A 23,534-nucleotide genomic window follows, 5' to 3' on the forward strand; every position below is an offset into this window, starting at 1 on the left:
ATTTGGGTGATGTATGATGGCGCGCTTATCGCCCGGGCATTAGCAGGGCGGCGTGTTTCCCCCGAAGTCTCAGAATCATGGCCAAAGAACAAACGGACCGTACGACACTAGATCTGTTCGCGAATGAGCGTCGACCGGGACGACCGAAAACGAATCCGCTTTCGCGTGACGAACAGCTGCGTATTAATAAACGCAACCAGCTTAAACGCGATAAAAATCGTGGGCTTAAGCGTGTCGAACTGAAGCTGAATGCCGATGCCGTCGATGCGCTTAACGAGCTGGCTGAAGCACGCAACATCAGCCGCAGCGAACTGATCGAAGAGATGCTGATCGCCCAACTTGAGGCCTTACGCGGCAAGGCGTAACTCAGAAAATCCCCAATATTACCCTTTTCATGTAGCACAGAGTGCAGTCCTGCGTGATAGCTGTTTCCGCAGGGTTGCCAGTTCTGCTATTATTGCCCTTATCCGTGGACAATTTGCGCCACCATACCATTAAGTTTCAAGAGGTTATTTTACTCATGGCAATCATCGGCATTTTCTTTGGCAGTGATACCGGCAATACTGAAAATATCGCAAAAAACATTCAAAAACAGCTCGGTAAAGACGTTGCTGATGTGCATGACATCGCCAAGAGCAGCAAAGAAGATCTCGAGGGCTATGACATCCTGCTGCTGGGCATCCCGACCTGGTACTACGGCGAAGCGCAGTGTGACTGGGATGATTTCTTCCCGACGCTGGAAGAAGTCGACTTCAACGGCAAGCTGGTTGCCCTGTTCGGCTGTGGCGATCAGGAAGACTATGCTGAATACTTCTGTGATGCGCTGGGCACCATTCGCGACATCATTGAGCCACGCGGTGCGGCAATTGTCGGCCACTGGCCAACGGCGGGTTATCACTTCGAAGCCTCTAAAGGCCTGGCAGATGACGATCACTTCGTTGGCCTGGCGATTGACGAGGATCGTCAGCCAGAGCTGACCGCTGAGCGTGTTGAAAAATGGGTTAAGCAGATCCGCGAAGAGCTGAACCTGGACGACATTCTTAACGCCTGATTTCCCTGCGGCGCAGCTCCGGTTGCGCCCGTTTTCCAGGTTATACCGATTAAATTAATTGCTACAAACTTTTAACTTTTTCGTTCAGACCTGTACAATATCCCCCTGGTAAAAAGTGGGTGCCATCGAACAAGTTTGTTGGTGATACCACGTTTTTATAAGCATACTTTGCTTGAGACTTGCAGTTTTCATTTAGCCATGGCAGTTCTATAATGAGACGCATTATCCCAAGTGCATTTTCTGTCACTTCTTCTTTAGAAGTGAATCGTTTAGCAACAGGACAGATTCCGCATGACTGACAACAATACCGCATTAAAGAAAGCTGGCCTGAAAGTAACGCTTCCTCGGTTAAAAATCCTTGAAGTGCTTCAGGGGCCAGACAATCACCATGTCAGTGCGGAAGACCTTTACAAGCGTCTTATCGATATGGGTGAAGAGATTGGGCTGGCAACCGTCTATCGTGTGCTGAACCAGTTTGATGACGCGGGCATTGTTACTCGTCATAATTTCGAAGGCGGTAAATCCGTGTTCGAGCTGACTCAGCAGCATCACCACGATCACCTGATCTGCCTCGATTGCGGCAAGGTCATTGAATTTAGCGATGATTCCATTGAATCACGCCAGCGTGAAATCGCCGCCCGTCACGGCATTCGCCTGACTAACCACAGCCTGTACCTGTACGGTCACTGCGCTGAAGGTGATTGCCGCGAAAATGAACACGCGCACGACGCAAAATAAGTTAGCGTTCATACTCTGAGCCAGCCGAAAGGTTGGCTTTTTTTTGCCCAAAAAAAGCCCGGTGGCGCAGCGCCACCGGGCAGGATAACAGCAGGTTACTTACCGTTATTGCTTCGAATGTCTTCCCAAATCTTATCGCAACGCTTCGCCACTTCTTGGTCGTTACCCGTTTTACGCGCCTGAATGCAGGCCTGATAGTCCATCACGCGAACGGTTTCCTGCGTGGCGAACTGCTCGTGCGCCTTGTCTTTTTTCAGCACGTCCAGCACGCTCTGGCAGGCTTCAATCTTCTCAGGCGAGCCTTGCGCGGTATTGATGCAGGCGCTATACGCCTCCTTCAGGCGAGAATCTTCCTTTGGCGCCGGTTCCTGCGCGCACGCCACCAGCCCCGATGCCAGCAGCGCGACGATTACGATTTTTTTCATCATATTTAGTCTCCGGTTCGGCGGGAGCTAACCCGCCGGACTCTACATCAGAAGATGGTGAATGGCGCGATGACCATGAACTTCACGTCACGTTCATCCTGGAAGATGTTGCCGTAACCGCCCGCGTAGCTCGGGATATCGGAGTGGTTGTCATACTGGGTGAAGTGCAGCTTAAACATCGTGCCTTTCGCCCGGCCTTCCTGAAGGGTGTAAATCGCATCCAGACTGTATGAAGACTCCTTCAGACGGTAGTTCGGATCGTAGTAAGCGTCCGGCGTCGCCATATCCCCCGGCTTCGCGTCCCAGGCGTACGCGTAGGATGCCCCTACCGCCCAGCCCGGCAGGTTCCAGTTCTTCAGGTCATACATCGCGCCGAAGAAGACCGCTTTTTCACCGTCGGCGTTGAAGTCAGAGCGGTTATCCCACCAGATGTCCAGGCGACCGTTGGAGGAGGCGTAGGTTGGCGTCATACGCTGCAGGAAGTAGCCCTGCTGCCCTTCTGCCTTCACCCACGTCCCTTCCAGACGCAAATCGACCTGGCCTACCTTGTAGCCGAAGGTCAGCGCCTGCAGCCAGGCCGTACCGTCATAGATATCATTTACGCCGCCATCGCTGACCTTATCGCGCGTACCGTAGAACTGGTAGCTGGTGCTCAGCGGGCTGCCTGCGATATCAAATTTGTAGCTGGCTTTCGCAAAATACTGATCGATATAACCTTCAGCCTGACCAAAGGCAGCTTCCAGCACCAGATCGTTTTTGAAGTCATACTTCGCGCCGAGCGAGTGGAGATAGTCGACCTTTGTTTTCTTATCGTTTTGATAGAACTTGTCCATCTCAATGTGCCACGGCGCTTTGTACTCGTTGGTCCACATATAGGAGAAGCTCAGCGCACCCGCATCGCCGTAGTCAAAATTAGCGCCAGCTTCCGCCCCCTGATAGGTACCCGGCATAAAGCTCCAGTGCGGGGCTAACAGCGTCTGGCCGGTTGGCTGAATATAGCCACCACGCGCCCAGACCGGGCCATATTTGAATTTCGCAGCCGCTTTATACAGGCTGATGCCGCTTTTATCCCCGGACCAGTCTTCTTTATAAGCTTTGTTGCTGGAGGAGAAAGCAATTTCATTCGGGTGGCCGCTGTCGCCATTTTCCGCCATTTCAATTGCCGTAAATGCCGCAATATCCAGACCGAACATATCGGCGGCATATCCCGACTGGAAATCCAGATTGGCGTTCCAGGTGGAGTGAGAAAGGTTGGTTTTGTATTTATCTTCAGTGACGTCTTTACGGTCACGCTCACGCTGCCAGTAATAAATACCGCCCGTGAGGGTAGAATCTTCGATGAAACCGGCTGCTTTTGCTTCTGGCGCAACCACCAGTCCCGACATTGCTGTCACACCGGCGATAGCCAGCGCCAGCGCACTACGTTTGCCACTGAACGTACGCATAGATTATTCCTCTTTGACGAATTAAAACGCCTTAAACGGCGAAAAATAAAAAGACCAAACGGTCAGGGGTAGTCAGAAATACCCTCGAATTAACTACCGTCTTTAGGTTATTTTTCGCGACGCGAATTATCAATGCTTTTAATGAGGCAAAAGTCAGGATTATGACGAAGTGCACATATTTCGTAGCGGCTTGTAACAATTACCGCGGAGTGAGCGCTGGCGGGGAACAGACGCGTTTTCAGTAAGTAACAAGGTAATGAAGAATTTATTTTAAGCGGATTCCGTTTTTCATAAACAGAGAAACTTTTTTCAAAAAAATAAGTAGCACCACGTTGACCTGCATTTTTTATTTATACTTTTTCCCCCTTTGCTTAACGACATGATCGTTAAATAAAAAAACGCCGCATTACGCGGCGTTTGTTTCTCATTGACCAGTGCAGCGTTATTATTCGCCGATCTTAGTCCAGGTATCGCGCAGACCCACGGTACGATTAAATACCGGTTTTTCAGCCGTGCTGTAGCGGCTGTCCAGGCAGAAGTAACCTTCACGTTCGAACTGGAACGCTTTACCGGCTTCAGCGGCTTTCAGAGACGGTTCCGCGTAGCCCTGTTTGATGACCAGCGATTCCAGGTTGATGGTGGCGAGGAAGTCTTCCGCCGCGCCAGGGTTCGGCACGCTGAACAGGCGATCGTACAGGCGGATCTCAACCGGCAGCGCGTGCATTGCGCTCACCCAGTGAATAACGCCCTTCACTTTACGTCCATCCGCCGGATCTTTGCTCAACGTCTCTGCATCATAGGTACAGAAGATAGTCGTGATGTTACCTTCTACATCCTTCTCCACGCGCTCGGCTTTGATCACGTAGGCGTTGCGCAGGCGAACCTCTTTGCCCAGCACCAGACGCTTGTACTGCTTGTTCGCTTCTTCACGGAAGTCAGCGCGATCGATCCAGATTTCACCGCTGAACGGCACGTCACGGGTGCCCATTTCCGGTTTGTTCGGATGGTTTGGCATAGAGACCATTTCGCTGCCGCCGTGATAGTTTTCGATGACAAGCTTCACCGGATCGATAACCGCCATCGCGCGCGGCGCGTTTTCGTTCAGATCTTCACGAATGCAGGATTCCAGCGAGGCCATCTCAATGGTGTTGTCCTGCTTGGTGACGCCGATACGTTTGCAGAACTCGCGAATGGACGCGGCAGTATAACCACGACGACGCAGGCCCGAGATGGTCGGCATGCGCGGATCGTCCCAGCCTTCAACGTGCTTGTCGGTTACCAGCAGGTTCAGCTTACGCTTGGACATCACGGTGTATTCCAGATTCAGACGAGAGAACTCGTACTGACGCGGATGCACGGGGATCGTGATGTTATCCAGCACCCAGTCGTACAGACGACGGTTGTCCTGGAACTCCAGCGTGCACAGAGAGTGCGTAATGCCTTCCAGCGCATCGCTGATGCAGTGGGTGAAGTCGTACATCGGGTAGATGCACCACTTATTGCCGGTCTGATGGTGTTCCGCGAACTTAATGCGGTACAGCACCGGGTCGCGCATCACGATGAACGGTGACGCCATATCGATTTTGGCGCGCAGGCACGCTTTACCTTCTTCGAAGCCGCCGGCGCGCATTTTTTCAAACAGCGCCAGGTTCTCTTCCACGCTGCGATCGCGGAACGGGCTGTTTTTGCCAGGCTGAGTCAGCGTACCGCGATACTCACGGATTTCGTCAGCAGACAGCTCGTCAACGTAGGCCAGACCTTTGTTGATTAACTCAACCGCATAGGCGTACAGCCGATCGAAATAGTCAGAGGAGTAGCAGATATCGCCAGACCAGTTGAAGCCCAGCCACTGCACGTCGTTTTTGATCGACTCAACGTATTCGATGTCTTCTTTTACTGGGTTGGTGTCATCGAAACGCAGGTTGCACTGTCCCTGGTAATCCTGGGCGATGCCAAAGTTCAGGCAGATCGATTTAGCGTGACCAATGTGCAGGTAGCCGTTTGGCTCCGGCGGGAAACGCGTATGCACCGTGGTGTGCTTACCACTGGCCAGATCTTCATCGATGATCTGACGAATAAAGTTACTCGGGCGGGCTTCTGCCTCACTCATCGTGGATTCCTCAAAGCGTAAACAACGTATAACGGCATATGATCTTATAAGCCGGACGTAGTGACAACCCTTAAAACGTCCCGGAAGAAAATAATGGGGGCAAATGCTGCAAAAAAAAGCGGCGGAGGATATCCCCCGCCGCTAAAGGCATAACTCTACTCAGGAGCGATTACTTGCCTTTAATCTCATACAGTGGCGTTTGACCGGCAACCACCTGACCCTGCGCCTGGATAACCAGACCGCTGAAGTCGTCGATGTTGCTGCATACCACCGGGCTTATCATGGAGCGCGCATTGGCGTTCAGGTAATCCAGATCCATTTCCAGGATCGGCTGGCCTGCCACGACTTCAGCGCCCTCTTCCACCAGGCGAGTAAAGCCCTGACCGTTCAGCGCAACGGTGTCGATACCCATATGGACAACGATCTCCGCGCCTTTTTCCGTTTCCAGGCAGAACGCGTGGTTGGTGTTGAAGATTTTCACGATAGTACCGGCTGCCGGAGAGACCACGGTTTTGTCCGTAGGCTTCACCGCCACGCCGTCACCTACCGCCTTGCTGGCGAACGCTTCGTCAGGCACCTGCTCAAGCGCAACGACGTCACCTGTCACCGGAGAAACCAGCGCCGCGACGGTCACCGCATTTGGCACCGCCTGCGGTTTAGCAGCCGGAGCGTCAGCCACCGGTGCGCTATCCGCTGACGCGGCAGCAACCGGCCCACGGGCAACCACTTTTTTCATCTCGTCGCCGATAGATTCGGCTTTCGCACCCACGATGACCTGGATGGTTTGCTTGTTCAGCTTCACCACGCCAGACGCGCCCAGGCGTTTACACATTGCATCGCTTACGCGCGCAGAGTCGCCAACGGTCAGGCGCAGACGGGTAATACAGGCATCAATGGCTTTCAGGTTGTCGGTACCGCCTACCGCGGCAATGTAGCTGGTTGCCAGCTGGGTTAAACCTTCTTCGGTATTGCTGTTTGCTTCGCTGGTAACAACGTCGTCTTTCGTATCTTCACGGCCCGGCGTCTTCAGGTTAAACATGCGAATAACCGCGCTGAACAGAACGAAGTAGATAACGAAGAAGATCAGACCCATCACCACCAGCATCCAGACGTTGCTGCTTGCCGCCGGCAGGTTGTACATCAGCACGTAGTCGATAGCGCCTGCGGAGAAGGGGAAGCCAGCATGGATGCCCAGAAGAGTGGCAACAAACAGGCTGATACCGGTCAGGATGGCGTGCATGAGGTACAGCAGCGGAGCCAGGAACATGAACAGGAATTCCAGCGGCTCGGTCACGCCGGTCAGGAAGGCCGTTACCGCCACGGACAGCAGCATACCGCCAACCATTGGGCGACGCGCTTTCGGCGCGGCCAGGTACATCGCCAGCGCAGCGCCAGGCAGACCAAACATCATGATTGGGAAGAAGCCGGACATGAACATGCCCGCGGTGCCGTCGCCTGCGTAGAAGCGGTTGATATCACCGTGGAATACGGCGCCCGCCGCGTTGGTGAACTCACCAATCTGGAACCAGGCGATGGTGTTCAGCACCTGATGCAGGCCCGTTGGGATCAGCAGACGGTTGATGAAGCCGAAGATACCCGCACCCATTGCGCCCGCGGAAACGATCCACTCGCCACCCGCATGGATAGCGTGCTGCACCGGTGGCCACACGTAGCCAAAGATGGCGGCAAGGATCAGACAGAAAAAGCCCGTCGCGATCGGCACGAAGCGTTTTCCACCGAAGAAGCTCAGGAAGTCAGGGAGCTTGATACCCGCCCAACGGTTGTACACGGCACCACCGACGAGACCGGTAATGATACCCGCCAGTACGCCCATGTTGATTTCAGGGTTGATGGTCACCATCGCTTTTGTGAGGATGAAGTAACCTACGGCTCCGGCCAGTGCCGCAGCACCGGCGCTGTCTTTAGACCAGCTAGATGCCACACCGATGGCGAAAATCAGCGCCAGGTTGTCAAAAATTGCGCCGCCTGCCTGGGCGATAAACGGCACGTTGAGAAGATCGGGTTGCCCGAATCGCAGCAGGAGCGCTGCAACCGGTAGCACGGCGATAGGGAGCTGCAAAGCCCTACCGAGGCGCTGGAAAAAACCTAAAATATTCATCCTATTCCCCCTACGAGACCCGTTGTGAAGGCTCGCGCATAAACTATGTTTTTTATTGTGTCACGAACGATAGATACAGTTGATGATTCACTGGCAGTGTGAGTGTGTGAAAAATTAATTCGTATCGCAAATTAAACACCTATTTTTTGTGATTATTGTCACCAAATATCGTATTCAACCCTCCCTTTCACTGGCTAACGACGAAAACTTATTTTATCATTCAAAAAATCAAGACGGATTGATCCGGCCTGAAAGGTTCCAGGTTACGCTTAGTTCAGGTTGCACTAATCATCCGCCCACTTTTACTTAAACTTTAGAGGTGAATAATGAGACTGATTCCCCTGGCAACAGCTGAACAAGTCGGAAAATGGGCTGCACGTCATATCGTTAACCGCATCAACGCCTTCAAGCCAACTGCCGATCGTCCTTTCGTTCTCGGCCTTCCAACCGGCGGCACGCCGCTGACCGCGTATAAAGCGCTGGTGGAAATGCATAAAGCGGGCCAGGTTAGCTTCAAACACGTTGTGACCTTTAACATGGACGAATATGTCGGCCTGCCAAAGGAACATCCTGAAAGCTACCACAGCTTTATGCACCGCAACTTCTTCGATCACGTTGATATCCCGGCGGAAAATATTAACCTGCTGAATGGAAACGCGCCTGATATTGACGCAGAATGCCGTCAGTATGAAGAAAAAATCCGTTCTTACGGTAAAATCCACCTGTTTATGGGCGGCGTGGGCAACGATGGCCACATCGCGTTCAACGAACCGGCCTCTTCACTGGCATCCCGTACCCGTATCAAAACGCTGACCCACGACACGCGTGTGGCTAACTCCCGCTTCTTTGACGGCGACGTGAACCAGGTGCCTAAATACGCGCTGACCGTTGGCGTAGGCACCCTGCTGGATGCCGAAGAAGTAATGATTCTGGTGCTGGGAGCCGTGAAAGCGCAGGCGCTTCAGGCCGCTGTTGAAGGTAACGTAAACCACATGTGGACCATCAGCTGCCTGCAGCTGCATCCAAAATCAGTCATCGTGTGTGACGAACCGTCCACCATGGAACTGAAAGTGAAAACGCTGAAATACTTCAACGAGTTAGAAGCAGAGAACATCAAAGGTCTGTAATTGAATAACCGCCTCTTTATTCAGGGGCGGTCGCTTTTGTTAACCGGGGGTCAATATGTACGCTTTAACCCACGGTCGGATTTATACCGGCCATGAAATTCTGGATGACCATGCGATTGTTATCGCCAATGGCCTGATTGAACGTGTTTGCCCGCTGGCAGAACTGCCGCCGGAGATCGAACAGCGTTCTCTCAATGGAGCTGCGATCTCCCCCGGTTTCATCGACGTACAGCTTAACGGCTGCGGCGGTGTCCAGTTTAACGATACCCCAGAGGCGGTAACGGTTGAAACGCTGGAAATCATGCAAAAAGCCAATGAGAAATCGGGCTGCACCAGCTATCTGCCGACGCTTATCACCAGCAGCGACGACCTGATGAAGCAGGGTATCAGCGTCATGCGTGAGTACCAGGCAAAATATCCGAATCAGGCGCTGGGCCTGCATCTGGAAGGACCATGGCTGAACATGGTCAAGAAAGGCACCCATAACCCGAACTATGTGCGCAAGCCGGATGCCGAGCTGGTTGATTACCTGTGCGCCAACGCCGATGCGATCGTTAAAGTCACGCTGGCACCGGAAATGACCGGCACGGACGTTATCAGCAAACTGGCTGCCGCCGGGATTGTGGTATCAGCGGGTCACTCGAACGCCACGCTGAAGGAGGCGAAAGCCGGTTTCCGCGCAGGCATTACGTTTGCCACGCACCTTTACAACGCAATGCCGTACATCACCGGCCGCGAACCGGGCCTGGTTGGGGCTATTCTGGATGAGCCGGACGTCTACTGCGGCATTATCGCCGACGGTATGCATGTCGATTACGCTAACATCCGCAACGCCAAGCGCCTTAAGGGCGACAAGCTGTGCCTGGTAACCGATGCCACCGCACCGGCAGGGGCAAATATTGACCAGTTCATTTTTGCTGGTAAAACAATATACTACCGGAATGGACTGTGCGTGGATGAGAACGGCACGCTGAGCGGTTCTTCTCTGACGATGATCGAAGGGGTACGTAACCTCGTTGAGCATTGCGGAATTGCCCTTGATGAAGTGCTGCGTATGGCCACGCTTTATCCGGCACGCGCAATTGGCGTGGATAAACAGCTCGGTGGTATTGCACCCGGTATGGTTGCAAACCTGACGGCGTTCACACACGATTATAAAATTATTAAGACCATCGTTAATGGTAACGAGGTCGTCACTGAGTAAGTAAAAGTATGACACCAGGCGGACAAGCTCAAATCGGTAATGTCGATCTCGTTAAACAGCTTAACAGCGCGGCAGTTTATCGCCTGATTGACCAGCACGGGCCAATCTCACGCATTCAGATAGCCGAACAAAGCCAGCTTGCTCCCGCCAGCGTAACAAAAATTACGCGTCAGCTTATTGAGCGCGGCCTGATCAAAGAAGTCGATCAGCAGGCCTCCACCGGAGGCCGCCGCGCGATCTCCATCGTTACTGAAACCCGTAACTTTCAGGCGATTGGCGTCCGTTTAGGCCGTCATGACACCACGCTTACGCTCTACGATCTGAGCAGCAAAGCCATTGCCGAAGAGCACTACCCGCTTCCTGAACGCACTCAGGAGACGCTTGAACACGCCTTACTGAATACCATTGCGCACTTTATCGAAAGCTGTCAGCGCAAGATCCGCGAGCTGATTGCCATTTCGGTCATTCTGCCCGGCCTGGTCGACCCGGAGAGCGGCGTTATTCGCTACATGCCGCATATAAACGTGGAGAACTGGGGGCTGGTTGAGGCGCTGGAAAAGCGCTTTAAGCTGACCTGTTTTGTCGGTCACGATATCCGCTCACTGGCGCTGGCGGAGCACTACTTTGGTGCGAGCCAGGACTGCGAAGACTCCATTCTGGTGCGCGTGCATCGTGGTACAGGCGCTGGCATCATCTCTAACGGGCGCATTTTTATCGGTCGTAACGGCAACGTGGGCGAGATTGGCCATATCCAGGTTGAACCGCTCGGCGAGCGCTGCCACTGCGGTAACTTTGGCTGCCTCGAAACCGTGGCCGCCAATGCCGCCATTGAGCATCGCGTTCGCCATCTGCTGGAACAGGGTTACCAGAGCCGCGTTACGCTGGACGATTGTAAAATCGCCGCCATCTGCAAAGCCGCTAACAAAGGCGACGCGCTGGCCTGCGAAGTGATCGAACAGGTTGGTCGCCATCTGGGTAAAACCATCGCCATTGCCATCAACCTGTTTAATCCGCAGAAAGTGGTGATTGCCGGCGAGATCGTTGAAGCAGAAAAAGTACTGCTGCCGGCTATTGAAGGCTGCATCAATACCCAGGCGCTGAAAGCGTTTCGCCAGAACCTGCCGGTGGTGCGTTCTACGCTCGATCACCGCTCAGCGATTGGCGCGTTCGCGCTGGTAAAACGTGCGATGCTCAACGGGATCCTGCTCCAGCATTTGCTGGAATCCTGATCGGACCTTATAGTAACGCCTTCTTTTTTTGATGTCGGGTTGACCATGACCATTAAGAATGTAATTTGTGATATCGACGGCGTGCTGATGCACGACAACGTTGCCGTGCCGGGTGCTGCGGAGTTTCTTCATCGCATCATCGACAAAGGAATGCCACTGGTTCTTCTCACGAACTACCCTTCACAGACTGGTCAGGATCTGGCAAACCGCTTTGCGACTGCGGGCGTCAACGTACCGGACAGCGTGTTTTATACCTCCGCCATGGCAACGGCTGACTTCCTGAAGCGTCAGGAAGGCAAGAAAGCCTACGTGGTCGGCGAAGGTGCGCTGATCCATGAGCTCTACAAAGCGGGCTTTACCATTACCGATGTGAACCCGGACTTTGTCATCGTGGGCGAAACGCGTTCCTTTAACTGGGAGATGATGCATAAAGCAGCCTACTTTGTCGCAAGCGGCGCGCGCTTTATCGCCACCAACCCGGATACGCACGGCCGCGGCTTCTATCCGGCCTGCGGCGCACTGTGCGCCGGTATCGAAAAAATCTCCGGCCGTAAGCCGTTTGTTGTCGGTAAACCGAGCCCGTGGATCGTTCGTGCAGCGCTGAATACGATGCAGGCCCACTCTGAAGAGACCGTGATTGTCGGCGATAACCTGCGCACCGATATTCTGGCCGGCTTCCAGGCGGGGCTCGAAACGATACTGGTGCTCTCCGGCGTCTCGACGATTGACGATATCGACACCATGCCCTTCCGCCCAAGCTGGATATACCCTTCCGTCGACGAAATCGACGTTATTTGATCAAGAGCCACGCCTCAGGGCGTGGTTTTTTATTTCTGTAGCCAAAAAACACAGTCAAATCTAACAAAAAGCACCTTCCATTGAATAATCATCAATAAAACCGCACGAAACATACTCATTTTTTAAGATTCCGCAATCGTCATTGCACTTTTTGCGTATTCACCCGTAAAACGCTTGCGCCCTCTCCCCCTTTTGCGGCATTTTCATTAGCAAGCAACATCACAACGCAACAGGGTTAACGGAGAAGGTTATGTGTTCTATTTTTGGCGTACTGGATATTAAAACTGACGCGGGCGAACTGCGTAAAAAAGCACTTGAGCTGTCCCGCCTGATGCGCCATCGCGGTCCGGACTGGTCCGGCGTTTATGCCAGCGATAAAGCGATTCTGGCTCATGAACGTCTCTCCATTGTTGACGTCAACGCCGGTGCACAGCCGCTGTATAACGAGAAAAAAACGCACGCGCTGGCTGTGAACGGTGAAATCTACAACCATCAGGCGCTGCGCGCCGAGTACGGCGACCGCTACGCCTTCCAGACAGGCTCTGACTGTGAAGTGATCCTGGCGCTGTACCAGGAGAAAGGCCCGGAATTCCTCGACGACCTGCAGGGCATGTTTGCCTTCGCCCTGTACGACAGCGAAAAAGACGCTTACCTGATTGGCCGCGACCACATTGGTATCATTCCGCTGTACATGGGCCACGACGAGCACGGCAACTTCTACGTCGCGTCAGAGATGAAAGCGCTGGTGCCGGTTTGCCGCACCATTAAAGAGTTCCCGGCAGGCAGCTACCTGTGGAGCAAAGATGGCGAAATCCGTCAGTACTACCAGCGCGACTGGTTTGACTACGACGCGGTAAAAGACAACGTTACGGATAAAGCCGAACTGCGCCAGGCGCTGGAAGATTCCGTTAAGAGCCACCTGATGTCAGACGTGCCGTACGGCGTGCTGCTCTCCGGCGGGCTGGACTCCTCCGTGATCTCCGCCATCACCAAGAAATTCGCCGCGCGCCGCGTGGAAGATCAGGAGCGCTCTGAAGCCTGGTGGCCGCAGCTGCACTCCTTTGCCGTAGGCCTGGAAGGTGCGCCTGACCTGAAAGCCGCGCAGGAGGTGGCGAACCACCTCGGCACCGTGCACCATGAAATTCACTTCACCGTGCAGGAAGGCCTGGATGCGATTCGCGATGTGATCTACCACATTGAAACGTATGATGTGACCACCATCCGCGCCTCCACGCCGATGTATTTGATGTCGCGTAAGATCAAAGCGATGGGCATCAAGATGGTGCTCTCCGGCGAGGGTTCAGACGAGGTGTTCGGCGGCTACCTCTACTTCCACAAAGCGCCGAACGCCAAAGAGCTGCATGAAGAGACCGTGCGCAAGCTTCAGGCGCTGCACATGTTCGACTGCGCTCGCGCCAACAAAGCGATGTCCGCCTGGGGTGTGGAAGCCCGCGTGCCGTTCCTGGATAAGAATTTCCTCGACGTGGCGATGCGCATCAACCCGCAGGACAAAATGTGCGGCAACGGCAAAATGGAAAAACATATCCTGCGCGAATGTTTTGAATCCTACCTGCCGGCAAGCGTGGCGTGGCGTCAGAAAGAGCAATTCTCCGATGGCGTAGGCTACAGCTGGATCGACACCCTGAAGGAGGTGGCGGCGAAACAGGTTTCTGACCAACAGCTGGAAACCGCGAGCTTCCGCTTCCCGTACAACACGCCGGGCTCGAAAGAGGCGTATCTGTACCGTGAAATCTTTGAAGAACTGTTCCCGGTGCCAAGCGCAGCCGAGTGCGTTCCGGGTGGTCCATCTGTCGCCTGCTCGTCAGCCAAAGCCATTGAATGGGATGAATCTTTCAAGGCCATGAACGATCCGTCAGGACGGGCGGTAGGCGTACACCAGTCTGCCTATAAATAACGTTCAGATTGTCATCAGGCCCTCCGGGGCCTGATTTTTTTTGCCTCACTTTTCACCGCATAAAATCGATTAATAACCAATAATTGTCGAATATTCGGCCTCGCTGTTCGCAACCTAACCAAACAGTCACATTCCGGCTATTTTCATTGAAAAAGGTGTTGACGCTGCAAGGGTCTATACGCATAATGCGCCCCGCAACGCCGATAAGGTAACGCGAAAAAAAGATGGCTACGTAGCTCAGTTGGTTAGAGCACATCACTCATAATGATGGGGTCACAGGTTCGAATCCCGTCGTAGCCACCATCTTTTTTGCGGGAGTGGCGAAATTGGTAGACGCACCAGATTTAGGTTCTGGCGCCGCAAGGTGTGCGAGTTCAAGTCTCGCCTCCCGCACCATTCCCAGGTAAGCGTTGCACGGATGGGGTATCGCCAAGCGGTAAGGCACCGGTTTTTGATACCGGCATTCCCTGGTTCGAATCCAGGTACCCCAGCCATATTTCTTCGATTATGCGGTTCTCCGCGGTATTGGGGTATCGCCAAGCGGTAAGGCACCGGTTTTTGATACCGGCATTCCCTGGTTCGAATCCAGGTACCCCAGCCATCGAAGATTGCAGTACTGGCTACGTAGCTCAGTTGGTTAGAGCACATCACTCATAATGATGGGGTCACAGGTTCGAATCCCGTCGTAGCCACCATATTTACGTTATCGAATACTATTCGGTAAACTGAACATTGTTGGGGTATCGCCAAGCGGTAAGGCGCCGGATTCTGATTCCGGCATTCCGAGGTTCGAATCCTCGTACCCCAGCCATTTTAAAGTCGTTAAGCAGTACGTTTAACGCAATTGGGGTGTCGCCAAGCGGTAAGGCTCTGGTTTCTGATACCAGCATTCCGGGGTTCGAATCCCTGCACCCCAGCCACTTAAAACAAACAAGCCCGCTCTGCGGGCTTTTTTGTTTTTGTCGTCGGTGCGGTCTGGGCCCTCACCCTAACCCTCTCCCCGGAGGGACGAGGGAATAGTCGGAGCAAAGATTAGAGTCCGAGGGCGTATTTCAGAGCCTGACGCTTCAGGCCACCGGCGCGTTCCGCCGCCATCAATCCAATATTTCGCAATATACGCACCGGACCAACGTCATTGCTGAACCCGGCATAGAACAGATCCATCCCTGACTGCATAATGAAGTTATCCGCCATACGGCGCGTCTGGTAGCGCTTCAGCACCTGATGGCTGGCCCACGATTCCGCGTAGGCGCGGGCGTTACCTGCCACATCCAGTAGCGCGTCGACGTCACGGTATCCCAGGTTGACTCCCTGGCCTGCCAGCGGATGGATGGTGTGCGCCGCGTCCCCCACCAGGGCCAGCCCTTGACGGGCATACTGCAACGCATGGCGTCGCATCAGCGGGAATGCGCCCGCAGCAACCGGCGTGACATGCCCAAGGCGTTCCGGGAAGTGCAGCATAATCTCGCGCTGTAATTGTTCCATGCTCAGCCCCTGTAACTGACGAATACGCGCCGGCTTGTCGTACCACACCAGCGACGCCCAGTTATCAAACAGCGGCAAGAACGCATGAGGACCGTTCGGCGTAAAATGCTGCCAGGTGCTTTCGCCCGGCGCGGTCTCGCACTGGACGGTGATCAGCATGCAGGACTGATGATACTGCCAGGCATGGATGCCAATGCCCGCCATCTGCCTGACCTGCGAATTTGCACCATCCGCCCCCACCACCAGCTTCACGGCGAGTTCGTCGTCGTTGTCCAGCGTAAGAAGATAGCCGCCGTCATGACGATGAAGGGCTTTCAGCGAGGCCGGAACGCGAAGCGTCACCTTCGGGTGCGCCTCCAGCGCCTGCCAGAGCGCGAGCTGCAAGACGTTGTTTTCTACCATATAGCCCAGGCGCGGCAGCTTCAGCTCGGCGGCATCAAACGACACGTGAGCATTTTCCCACTCCCAGGTTTCAAGACGGCTATAGGGGTGCGCGCGCATCGCCAGCACCGCCTCCCAGACGCCCAGCCCGCGAAGCAAATCAACGGACGCCGCGCTAATGGCGGATATGCGCACGTCCGGCTTGCTGGCGGGATCGAATGCCGGCGGAGCAGCCTGTTCAATAACGGTTACGTCAAATCCCTGCTGCGCCAGCCCCAGCGCCAGCGCGCCGCCGACCATACCGCCGCCGACGACGGCAACTTCGGTGTGTTGGAGTGTCATGGTCACTATTCCTTATTGGAGAATGCCTTAAGTTTACCGGATTTTTGCGGTCCTGAGGTTGACAACCTTCATACTGGTCACAACCGCACCAAAGCATTACAATACGCGGCTTGCAATCCTGAGCTGAGCAAGTCGATGACCAAAAAACTCCATATAAAAACCTGGGGCTGTCAGATGAACGAATACGATTCATCCAAGATGGCCGATCTGCTGGATACCACCCACGGATACCAGCTGACTGAAAATGTGAAAGAAGCCGATGTGCTGCTGCTGAACACCTGTTCAATTCGTGAAAAAGCGCAGGAGAAAGTCTTTCATGTGTTAGGCCGCTGGAAACTGCTTAAGCGGAAAAATCCGGACCTGATCATTGGCGTTGGGGGCTGCGTTGCATCGCAGGAAGGTAAGCTGATCCGCCAGCGAGCACCCTATGTGGATATCGTCTTTGGCCCTCAGACCCTGCACCGCCTGCCAGAGATGATCAATCAGGTTCGCGGCAATCGCAGCCCGGTAGTGGACGTAAGCTTCCCGGAGATCGAGAAGTTTGACCGTCTGCCTGAGCCGCGCGCCGACGGCCCGACCGCATTCGTCTCCATCATGGAAGGCTGCAATAAATACTGTACTTACTGCGTGGTGCCTTATACCCGCGGTGAAGAGGTCAGCCGCCCGGCAGACGATATTCTGTTCGAAATCGCGCAGCTTGCCGCGCAGGGCGTGCGTGAAGTAAACCTGCTGGGCCAGAACGTGAACGCCTGGCGCGGTGAAAACTACGACGGTACCACGGGCAGCTTTGCAGAACTGCTGCGCCTGGTGGCCGCGATTGACGGCATCGACCGTATTCGCTTTACCACCAGCCATCCGATGGAGTTTACCGACGACATCATCGACGTTTACCGCGATACGCCGGAGCTGGTGAGCTTCCTGCACCTGCCGATTCAGTGCGGCTCTGACCGCGTGCTGAACCTGATGGGGCGTCCACATACGGTGCTGGAATACAAATCCACCATCCGTAAGCTGCGCGAAGCGCGTCCGGATATCCAGATCAGCTCCGACTTCATCGTTGGTTTCCCAGGCGAAACCGCTGAAGACTTCGAGCGCACCATGAAGCTCATCGGCGAAGTCAATTTTGACGTCAGCTACAGCTTCATCTTCTCCCCGCGTCCCGGAACCCCGGCGGCCGATATGGTTGACGATGTGCCGGAAGAAGAGAAAAAGCAGCGTCTGTATATTCTGCAGGAACGTATCAACCAGCAGGCCAACGCCTGGAGCCGTCGCATGCTCGGGACCGTCCAGCGTATTCTGGTGGAAGGTACCTCCCGTAAGAGCATTATGGAGCTATCCGGTCGTACCGAGAACAACCGCGTGGTGAACTTTGAAGGCACCCCGGACATGATCGGCAAATTTGTGGACGTGGAGATTGTCGACGTGCTCACCAACTCGCTGCGCGCGAAGCTGGTGCGTACCGAAGACGAAATGGGTCTGCGCATTGCTGAGACCCCGGAATCCGTTATCTCTCGCACCCGCAAAGTCAACGATTCTGGCGTAGGCATTTACCAGCCATAATCCTTCTGGCCTGCCTGTCCGGCAGGCCTTGTATTTCCTCTCAGCACCCCCAATATCTACCGTAACGCTTGCGCCTTTATTCTATGGCGTGAATAATTTCGGTAATGACCATTTTATTACGCCGTGTGGCCTCAGGTCAGTTAACCAATCAAAGAGGAACAGTTTGAACATAGATACGCGTGAAATTACCCTAACGCCCGCAGACAACGCTCGCCTGCTGAGCCTGTGCGGGCCGTTTGATGACAACATCAAGCAACTTGAGCGACGTCTGGGTATCGAAATCAATCGTCGCGATAACCATTTCAAACTCACCGGACGCCCTATCTGCGTCAACGCCGCGGCGGATATTCTGCGCAGCCTGTATGTTGATACCGCCCCGATGCGTGGCGAAATTCAGGATATTGAACCTGAACAAATTCACCTTGCCATCAAAGAGGCGCGCGTGCTCGAGCAGAGCGCAGAAAGCGTGCCGGACTACGGTAAGGCCATCAATATCAAAACCAAGCGCGGCGTGATTAAGCCTCGTACCCCAAACCAGGCGCAGTACATCGCCAACATTCTCGACCATGACATCACCTTCGGCGTGGGCCCGGCGGGTACGGGTAAAACCTATCTGGCGGTTGCCGCTGCGGTAGATGCGCTGGAGCGTCAGGAGATCCGCCGTATCCTGCTGACCCGTCCTGCTGTAGAAGCCGGTGAGAAACTCGGCTTCCTGCCGGGCGACTTAAGCCAGAAGGTGGATCCTTACCTGCGCCCGCTGTACGACGCGCTGTTCGAAATGCTGGGCTTCGAGAAAGTTGAGAAGCTCATCGAACGTAACGTGATTGAAGTCGCCCCGCTGGCCTACATGCGTGGCCGTACGCTTAACGATGCGTTCATCATTCTGGATGAAAGCCAGAACACCACCATCGAACAGATGAAGATGTTCCTGACGCGTATTGGCTTTAACTCGAAAGCGGTTATTACCGGTGACGTCACCCAGATTGACCTGCCGCGCAGCACCAAATCGGGTTTGCGTCATGCCATCGAAGTGCTGGCCGAGGTGGACGAAATCAGCTTTAACTTCTTCCACAGCGAAGACGTGGTACGCCACCCGGTGGTCGCGCGTATCGTTAACGCTTATGAGGCCTGGGAAGAGGCCGATCAGAAGCGCAGGGCCGAGCTGGCCGCAGAACGTAAGCGCGAAGCGCAGGAGCATGAACAGAAATGAGTCAGGTGATCCTCGATTTACAGCTGGCCTGTGAAGATAATTCCGGCATGCCGGAAGAGGCACAGTTTCAGAAATGGCTGGATGCCGTTATCCCCCAGTTTCAGGAAGAATCAGAAGTCACGATTCGCCTGGTGGATGAAGCGGAAAGCCACGAGCTTAACCTGACCTATCGCGGGAAAGATAAACCAACCAACGTGCTCTCTTTCCCGTTCGAAGCTCCTCCGGGCATCGAGATGCCATTGCTGGGAGATCTGATCATCTGCCGTCAGGTGGTTGAGCAGGAAGCCAAAGAGCAGCAAAAGCCGCTGGAGGCGCACTGGGCACACATGGTCGTGCACGGTAGCCTGCATCTTCTGGGTTACGACCATATTGAAGATGACGAAGCGGAAGAGATGGAATCCCTCGAGACAGAGATAATGCTTGCTCTGGGCTATGAGGATCCGTACATTGCCGAGAAAGAATAGTCAGTCACTGACTACCATGCCGCCGCGCAGGGATAGAGCGCGGCGGTTAACGTTGAACTAACAAGAGAACCCTTTACAAACGCCATGAGCGACGACAATTCACACAGTAGCGACACGACAACCACTAAAAAGGGATTTTTCTCCCTCATTCTGAACCAGCTTTTCCACGGCGAACCGAAAAACCGTGATGAACTGCTGGAGCTGATTCGTGATTCCGGGCAAAACGACCTTATCGACGAAGATACGCGCGAAATGCTCGAAGGGGTCATGGACATCGCCGACCAGCGCGTCCGCGACATTATGATCCCCCGCTCGCAGATGATTACCCTGAAACGCAACCAGACGCTGGACGAGTGCCTCGATGTGATCATCGAATCGGCCCACTCGCGCTTCCCGGTCATCAGCGAAGACAAAGATCACATTGAAGGGGTTTTGATGGCGAAAGATCTGCTGCCGTTTATGCGCAGCGATGCCGAAGCCTTCAGTATGGAAAAAGTGTTACGCCCGGCGGTGGTTGTGCCGGAAAGTAAACGTGTGGATCGGATGCTGAAGGAGTTCCGCTCCCAGCGCTACCACATGGCGATTGTGATTGATGAATTTGGTGGCGTTTCCGGTCTGGTCACGATTGAAGACATCCTTGAGCTGATCGTTGGCGAGATCGAAGACGAGTATGACGAAGAAGAGGATATCGACTTCCGTCAGCTGAGCCGCCACACCTGGACCGTGCGCGCGCTGGCCTCTATTGAGGACTTCAACGACACCTTTGGCACCAGCTTCAGCGATGAAGAGGTGGACACCATTGGTGGTCTGGTGATGCAGGCCTTCGGCCATCTTCCGGCCCGCGGTGAAACCGTTGACATCGATGGTTACCAGTTTAAGGTCGCCATGGCCGACAGCCGACGTATTATTCAGGTCCACGTCAGAATGCCGGACGACTCACCGGTGCCAAAACTGGAAGATTAATGTAAATGGCATTTGCCCCATTATTTGAACGCCAGCGCGTCCGTTTGCTGCAGGCGCTGTTATTCGGAGCCAGCGGTACGCTGGCTTTTTCTCCTTACGATATCTGGCCGGCCGCCCTTCTCTCGCTGATGGGGCTACAGGGTCTGACCCTGAACCGTCGTCCGGTACAGGCCGCCGCCATCGGCTACTTCTGGGGCCTGGGGCTGTTTGGCTCTGGTATTAACTGGGTCTACGTCAGCATCGCGCAGTTTGGCGGCATGCCGGGGCCGGTTAACGTCTTCCTGGTTGTGCTGCTCGCCGCGTATCTTTCGCTCTACACCGGCCTGTTCGCGGGGATCCTGTCCCGGCTGTGGCCAAAAACGACCTGGCTGCGCGTGGCGATAGCCGCTCCCGTTGTCTGGCAAATCACCGAGTTTCTGCGCGGCTGGGTACTCACCGGCTTCCCGTGGCTACAGTTCGGCTACAGCCAGATAGACGGCCCGCTGAAAGGCCTGGCCCCGGTCATGGGCGTGGAGGCGATTAACTTTCTGCTGATGGTGGTCAGCGGCCTGCTGGTGCTGGCGCTGGCTACGCGCAGCTGGAAACCGCTGGCAGCCGGGCTGATCCTCTTTGCCTTGCCCTTCCCGCTGCGTTATATCCAGTGGTTCACGCTGGAGCCCGCCCGCGCCACGCAGGTTTCTCTGGTGCAGGGCGATATCCCGCAGTCAATGAAATGGGACGAGAATCAGCTGCTGAACACGCTGAAAATCTACGCTAACGCCACCGAACAGGTGATGGGCAAATCGCAGCTCATCATCTGGCCCGAGTCAGCGATCCCTGACCTGGAGATCAACCAGCAGCCCTTCCTGAAGATGATGGACGATTTGCTGCGCGCACGTGGCAGCACCCTGATTACCGGCATCGTGGACGCGCGTCTGAACCAGCAGAACCGCTACGACACCTACAACACCATCATCACCCTCGGTAAGGACAGCGAATACAGCTATACCTCCACCAATCGCTACAACAAGAACCACCTTGTACCGTTTGGCGAGTTTGTTCCGCTGGAGTCGATACTGCGCCCGCTGGCACCGCTCTTCGATTTGCCGATGTCCTCGTTCAGCCGTGGCCCTTACGTTCAGCCGCAGCTGCACGCGCACGGTTTTGCCCTGACGGCCGCCATTTGCTACGAGATTATCCTCGGCGAGCAGGTGCGCGATAACTTCCGCCCGGATACCGACTACCTGCTGACCATCTCGAACGATGCGTGGTTCGGCAGGTCGATTGGCCCGTGGCAGCATTTCCAGATGGCGCGAATGCGTTCCCTGGAGCTGGCGCGTCCGCTGCTGCGCAGCACCAATAACGGCATCACCGCCGTGATTGGCCCGCAGGGCGAAATCCAGGCCATGATCCCGCAGTTCACCCGTGAAGTGCTGACCACTAAGGTCACGCCTGCCACGGGCCTGACGCCGTACGCCCGTACCGGCAACTGGCCACTGTGGATCCTGACCGCGCTGTTCGGTTTTGCCGCGGTGCTGATGAGCCTGCGTCAGCGTCGTAAATAACCCCTCACCCTAGCCCTCTCCCCCTGGGAGAGGGAACAGTCCACGCACAGTTTCACCATCCAGCTCCGCCTGTTCCCCTCTCCCTTCCTGGGTGAGGGTCAGGTTGAGGGTCAATTCTGGCACGCCTATTGCTTTGTTTATTCGCGCAAACGCAGTTTGGCTTAACGTGCAACCCTGTTGCACCAGCAACGATCGTCGGTAGCACCGAAACGGTGCAACGAGAGATTATTGCCTCTGAATGGTGCGGCGCGCTTCGCAAAAATAAACAATAACGCAGCAAAATCTTTACATTAAGCCAGACTAAATGTTAACAAGCTTGCATAACACTGCACTCGCATTGCGCGAGATATAACAACATCACAATGGGTATCAAAGCGTCACTGGCGCTGATAAGAAAGGAGTTGGGTATGCAATTACGTAAACTGGCCACAGCAATGCTGGTTATGGGAATGTCCGCGGGCGTCGTTCACGCTGAAGACGCTCCGGCAGCAGGAAGCACCCTCGACAAGATTGCCAAAAATGGCGTGATCGTGGTCGGCCACCGTGAATCTTCTGTCCCGTTCTCTTACTACGACAACACGCAAAAAGTCGTGGGCTATTCACAGGACTACTCCAACGCCATCGTTGAAGCTGTGAAGAAAAAGCTGAACAAACCTGACCTGCAGGTGAAGCTGATCCCCATCACTTCACAGAACCGTATTCCCCTGCTGCAAAACGGCACATTTGATTTCGAGTGTGGCTCCACCACCAACAACCTTGAGCGCCAGAAGCAGGCTGCCTTCTCCGACACCATTTTCGTTGTGGGAACCCGCCTGCTGACCAAAAAAGGCGGCGACATCAAAGACTTCGCTGACCTGAAAGGCAAAGCGGTTGTCGTGACCTCCGGTACCACGTCCGAAGTGCTGCTGCACAAGCTGAACGACGAGAAGAAAATGGACATGCGCATCATCAGCGCGAAAGACCATGGCGACTCCTTCCGTACGCTGGAAAGCGGCCGTGCCGTCGCGTTTATGATGGATGACGCGCTGCTGGCGGGCGAGCGCGCGAAGGCGAAAAAACCAGACAACTGGGAGATCGTAGGTACCGCGCAGTCGAAAGAAGCGTACGGCTGTATGCTGCGTAAAGGCGACGCGGACTTCAAGAAACTGATCGACGACACCATCGCTCAGGCGCAAACCTCTGGCGAAGCAGCCAAATGGTTCGACAAGTGGTTCAAAAACCCGATTCCACCAAAAAACCTGAACATGAACTTTGAACTGTCTGACGACATGAAGGCGCTGTTCAAATCACCAAACGACAAAGCTCTTAACTAATTAGAACGACAGGGGCGGGATCTCCTGCCCTCTCGATTGTCGGGAAGCATGGACAGACTATACGTTGAGTGGTCGTTCCCCACTCAGCGCAAAAATTGAGCTTCTCACCAA

19 protein-coding genes and 7 tRNA genes are annotated in these 23,534 nt (G+C 54.6%); 21 read left to right on the forward strand and 5 right to left on the reverse strand.

The window, feature by feature from the left end:
- Window positions 1-77 precede the first annotated feature (77 nt).
- The 3 genes from ybfE to fur all read left to right on the forward strand — a co-directional run bounded on the left by ybfE (window position 78) and on the right by fur (window position 1,789).
- Window positions 78-365: a LexA regulated protein gene (ybfE, locus tag HWQ14_RS21005; RefSeq protein WP_176610886.1), complete on the forward strand. Its 288-nt coding sequence runs from the start codon at window positions 78-80 to the stop codon at window positions 363-365.
- A 155-nt stretch (window positions 366-520) separates the two neighbouring features.
- Complete coding sequence (fldA, locus tag HWQ14_RS21010) at window positions 521-1,051, forward strand: flavodoxin FldA (protein ID WP_014069353.1); 531 nt, start codon at window positions 521-523, stop codon at window positions 1,049-1,051.
- A gap of 291 nt (window positions 1,052-1,342) precedes the next feature.
- Window positions 1,343-1,789, forward strand: a complete 447-nt coding sequence (fur, locus tag HWQ14_RS21020) for a ferric iron uptake transcriptional regulator (RefSeq protein ID WP_003858655.1) — start codon at window positions 1,343-1,345, stop codon at window positions 1,787-1,789.
- Window positions 1,790-1,884: 95 nt separating this feature from the next.
- Here fur and chiQ read toward each other — a convergent pair whose 3' ends face one another.
- The 4 genes from chiQ to nagE form a co-directional block, all read right to left on the reverse strand.
- Window positions 1,885-2,214 (reverse strand): ChiQ/YbfN family lipoprotein, encoded by a 330-nt coding sequence (gene chiQ, locus HWQ14_RS21025; RefSeq protein ID WP_148420867.1) that lies wholly within the window; start codon window positions 2,212-2,214, stop codon window positions 1,885-1,887.
- A 47-nt stretch (window positions 2,215-2,261) separates the two neighbouring features.
- Complete coding sequence (gene chiP / locus HWQ14_RS21030) at window positions 2,262-3,659, reverse strand: chitoporin ChiP (protein WP_148420829.1); 1,398 nt, start codon at window positions 3,657-3,659, stop codon at window positions 2,262-2,264.
- A gap of 445 nt (window positions 3,660-4,104) precedes the next feature.
- Complete coding sequence (gene glnS, locus HWQ14_RS21035; protein ID WP_176610887.1) at window positions 4,105-5,769, reverse strand: glutamine--tRNA ligase; 1,665 nt, start codon at window positions 5,767-5,769, stop codon at window positions 4,105-4,107.
- 169 nt (window positions 5,770-5,938) lie between these two features.
- Complete coding sequence (gene nagE / locus HWQ14_RS21040) at window positions 5,939-7,888, reverse strand: PTS N-acetyl glucosamine transporter subunit IIABC (protein WP_176610888.1); 1,950 nt, start codon at window positions 7,886-7,888, stop codon at window positions 5,939-5,941.
- A gap of 326 nt (window positions 7,889-8,214) precedes the next feature.
- Here nagE and nagB point away from each other — a divergent pair, with 326 nt between their 5' ends.
- From nagB to HWQ14_RS21100, 12 genes are all read left to right on the forward strand, one after another.
- Window positions 8,215-9,015 carry a glucosamine-6-phosphate deaminase gene (nagB, locus tag HWQ14_RS21045; protein WP_148420835.1) on the forward strand — a complete coding sequence of 267 codons (801 nt, stop codon included), beginning with the start codon at window positions 8,215-8,217 and terminating at the stop codon, window positions 9,013-9,015.
- 55 nt (window positions 9,016-9,070) lie between these two features.
- Window positions 9,071-10,219 (forward strand): N-acetylglucosamine-6-phosphate deacetylase, encoded by a 1,149-nt coding sequence (nagA, locus tag HWQ14_RS21050; protein WP_176610889.1) that lies wholly within the window; start codon window positions 9,071-9,073, stop codon window positions 10,217-10,219.
- Between the two features lie 8 nt (window positions 10,220-10,227).
- The gene (gene nagC / locus HWQ14_RS21055; protein WP_148420838.1) at window positions 10,228-11,448 is read left to right on the forward strand and encodes a DNA-binding transcriptional regulator NagC; all 1,221 of its coding nucleotides are present in this window, start codon (window positions 10,228-10,230) and stop codon (window positions 11,446-11,448) included.
- Between the two features lie 45 nt (window positions 11,449-11,493).
- Window positions 11,494-12,246, forward strand: coding sequence for a ribonucleotide monophosphatase NagD (nagD, locus tag HWQ14_RS21060; protein ID WP_148420840.1), 753 nt, complete (start codon window positions 11,494-11,496; stop codon window positions 12,244-12,246).
- 250 nt (window positions 12,247-12,496) lie between these two features.
- The gene (gene asnB, locus HWQ14_RS21065; RefSeq protein WP_176610890.1) at window positions 12,497-14,161 is read left to right on the forward strand and encodes an asparagine synthase B; all 1,665 of its coding nucleotides are present in this window, start codon (window positions 12,497-12,499) and stop codon (window positions 14,159-14,161) included.
- A gap of 226 nt (window positions 14,162-14,387) precedes the next feature.
- Window positions 14,388-14,464, forward strand: a tRNA-Met gene (locus HWQ14_RS21070).
- A gap of 8 nt (window positions 14,465-14,472) precedes the next feature.
- Window positions 14,473-14,557, forward strand: a tRNA-Leu gene (locus HWQ14_RS21075).
- Window positions 14,558-14,580: 23 nt separating this feature from the next.
- Window positions 14,581-14,655: transfer RNA gene (locus tag HWQ14_RS21080), tRNA-Gln, on the forward strand.
- Window positions 14,656-14,687: 32 nt separating this feature from the next.
- Window positions 14,688-14,762, forward strand: a tRNA-Gln gene (locus HWQ14_RS21085).
- Between the two features lie 17 nt (window positions 14,763-14,779).
- A tRNA-Met gene (locus HWQ14_RS21090) sits at window positions 14,780-14,856 on the forward strand.
- A gap of 41 nt (window positions 14,857-14,897) precedes the next feature.
- A tRNA-Gln gene (locus HWQ14_RS21095) sits at window positions 14,898-14,972 on the forward strand.
- 34 nt (window positions 14,973-15,006) lie between these two features.
- A tRNA-Gln gene (locus HWQ14_RS21100) sits at window positions 15,007-15,081 on the forward strand.
- A 112-nt stretch (window positions 15,082-15,193) separates the two neighbouring features.
- On the opposite strand, the gene ubiF is transcribed toward HWQ14_RS21100, so the two are convergent.
- Window positions 15,194-16,369, reverse strand: coding sequence for a 3-demethoxyubiquinol 3-hydroxylase (gene ubiF / locus HWQ14_RS21105; RefSeq protein WP_176610891.1), 1,176 nt, complete (start codon window positions 16,367-16,369; stop codon window positions 15,194-15,196).
- A 135-nt stretch (window positions 16,370-16,504) separates the two neighbouring features.
- On the opposite strand from ubiF, the gene miaB reads away from it, so the two are divergent.
- From miaB to HWQ14_RS21135, 6 genes are all read left to right on the forward strand, one after another.
- Entirely contained in the window at window positions 16,505-17,929 is a 1,425-nt protein-coding gene (miaB, locus tag HWQ14_RS21110; protein ID WP_148420843.1) for a tRNA (N6-isopentenyl adenosine(37)-C2)-methylthiotransferase MiaB, read from the forward strand.
- 163 nt (window positions 17,930-18,092) lie between these two features.
- Window positions 18,093-19,139 (forward strand): PhoH family protein, encoded by a 1,047-nt coding sequence (locus tag HWQ14_RS21115; protein WP_148420845.1) that lies wholly within the window; start codon window positions 18,093-18,095, stop codon window positions 19,137-19,139.
- On the forward strand, window positions 19,136-19,603 hold the full coding sequence (ybeY, locus tag HWQ14_RS21120) for an rRNA maturation RNase YbeY (RefSeq protein WP_003858677.1): 468 nt from the start codon (window positions 19,136-19,138) through the stop codon (window positions 19,601-19,603). Before HWQ14_RS21115 ends, ybeY begins: the two co-directional genes overlap by 4 nt.
- Before the next feature lie 84 nt (window positions 19,604-19,687).
- Window positions 19,688-20,566, forward strand: a complete 879-nt coding sequence (corC, locus tag HWQ14_RS21125) for a CNNM family magnesium/cobalt transport protein CorC (protein WP_148420847.1) — start codon at window positions 19,688-19,690, stop codon at window positions 20,564-20,566.
- Window positions 20,567-20,571: 5 nt separating this feature from the next.
- Complete coding sequence (gene lnt, locus HWQ14_RS21130) at window positions 20,572-22,110, forward strand: apolipoprotein N-acyltransferase (RefSeq protein ID WP_176610892.1); 1,539 nt, start codon at window positions 20,572-20,574, stop codon at window positions 22,108-22,110.
- A gap of 407 nt (window positions 22,111-22,517) precedes the next feature.
- Entirely contained in the window at window positions 22,518-23,423 is a 906-nt protein-coding gene (locus tag HWQ14_RS21135) for an amino acid ABC transporter substrate-binding protein (RefSeq protein WP_148420851.1), read from the forward strand.
- The last annotated feature ends 111 nt before the right edge of the window (window positions 23,424-23,534 follow it).

The organism is Enterobacter cloacae (genome assembly GCF_013375935.1).
GTDB classification, from domain to species: Bacteria; Pseudomonadota; Gammaproteobacteria; order Enterobacterales; family Enterobacteriaceae; genus Enterobacter; species Enterobacter pasteurii.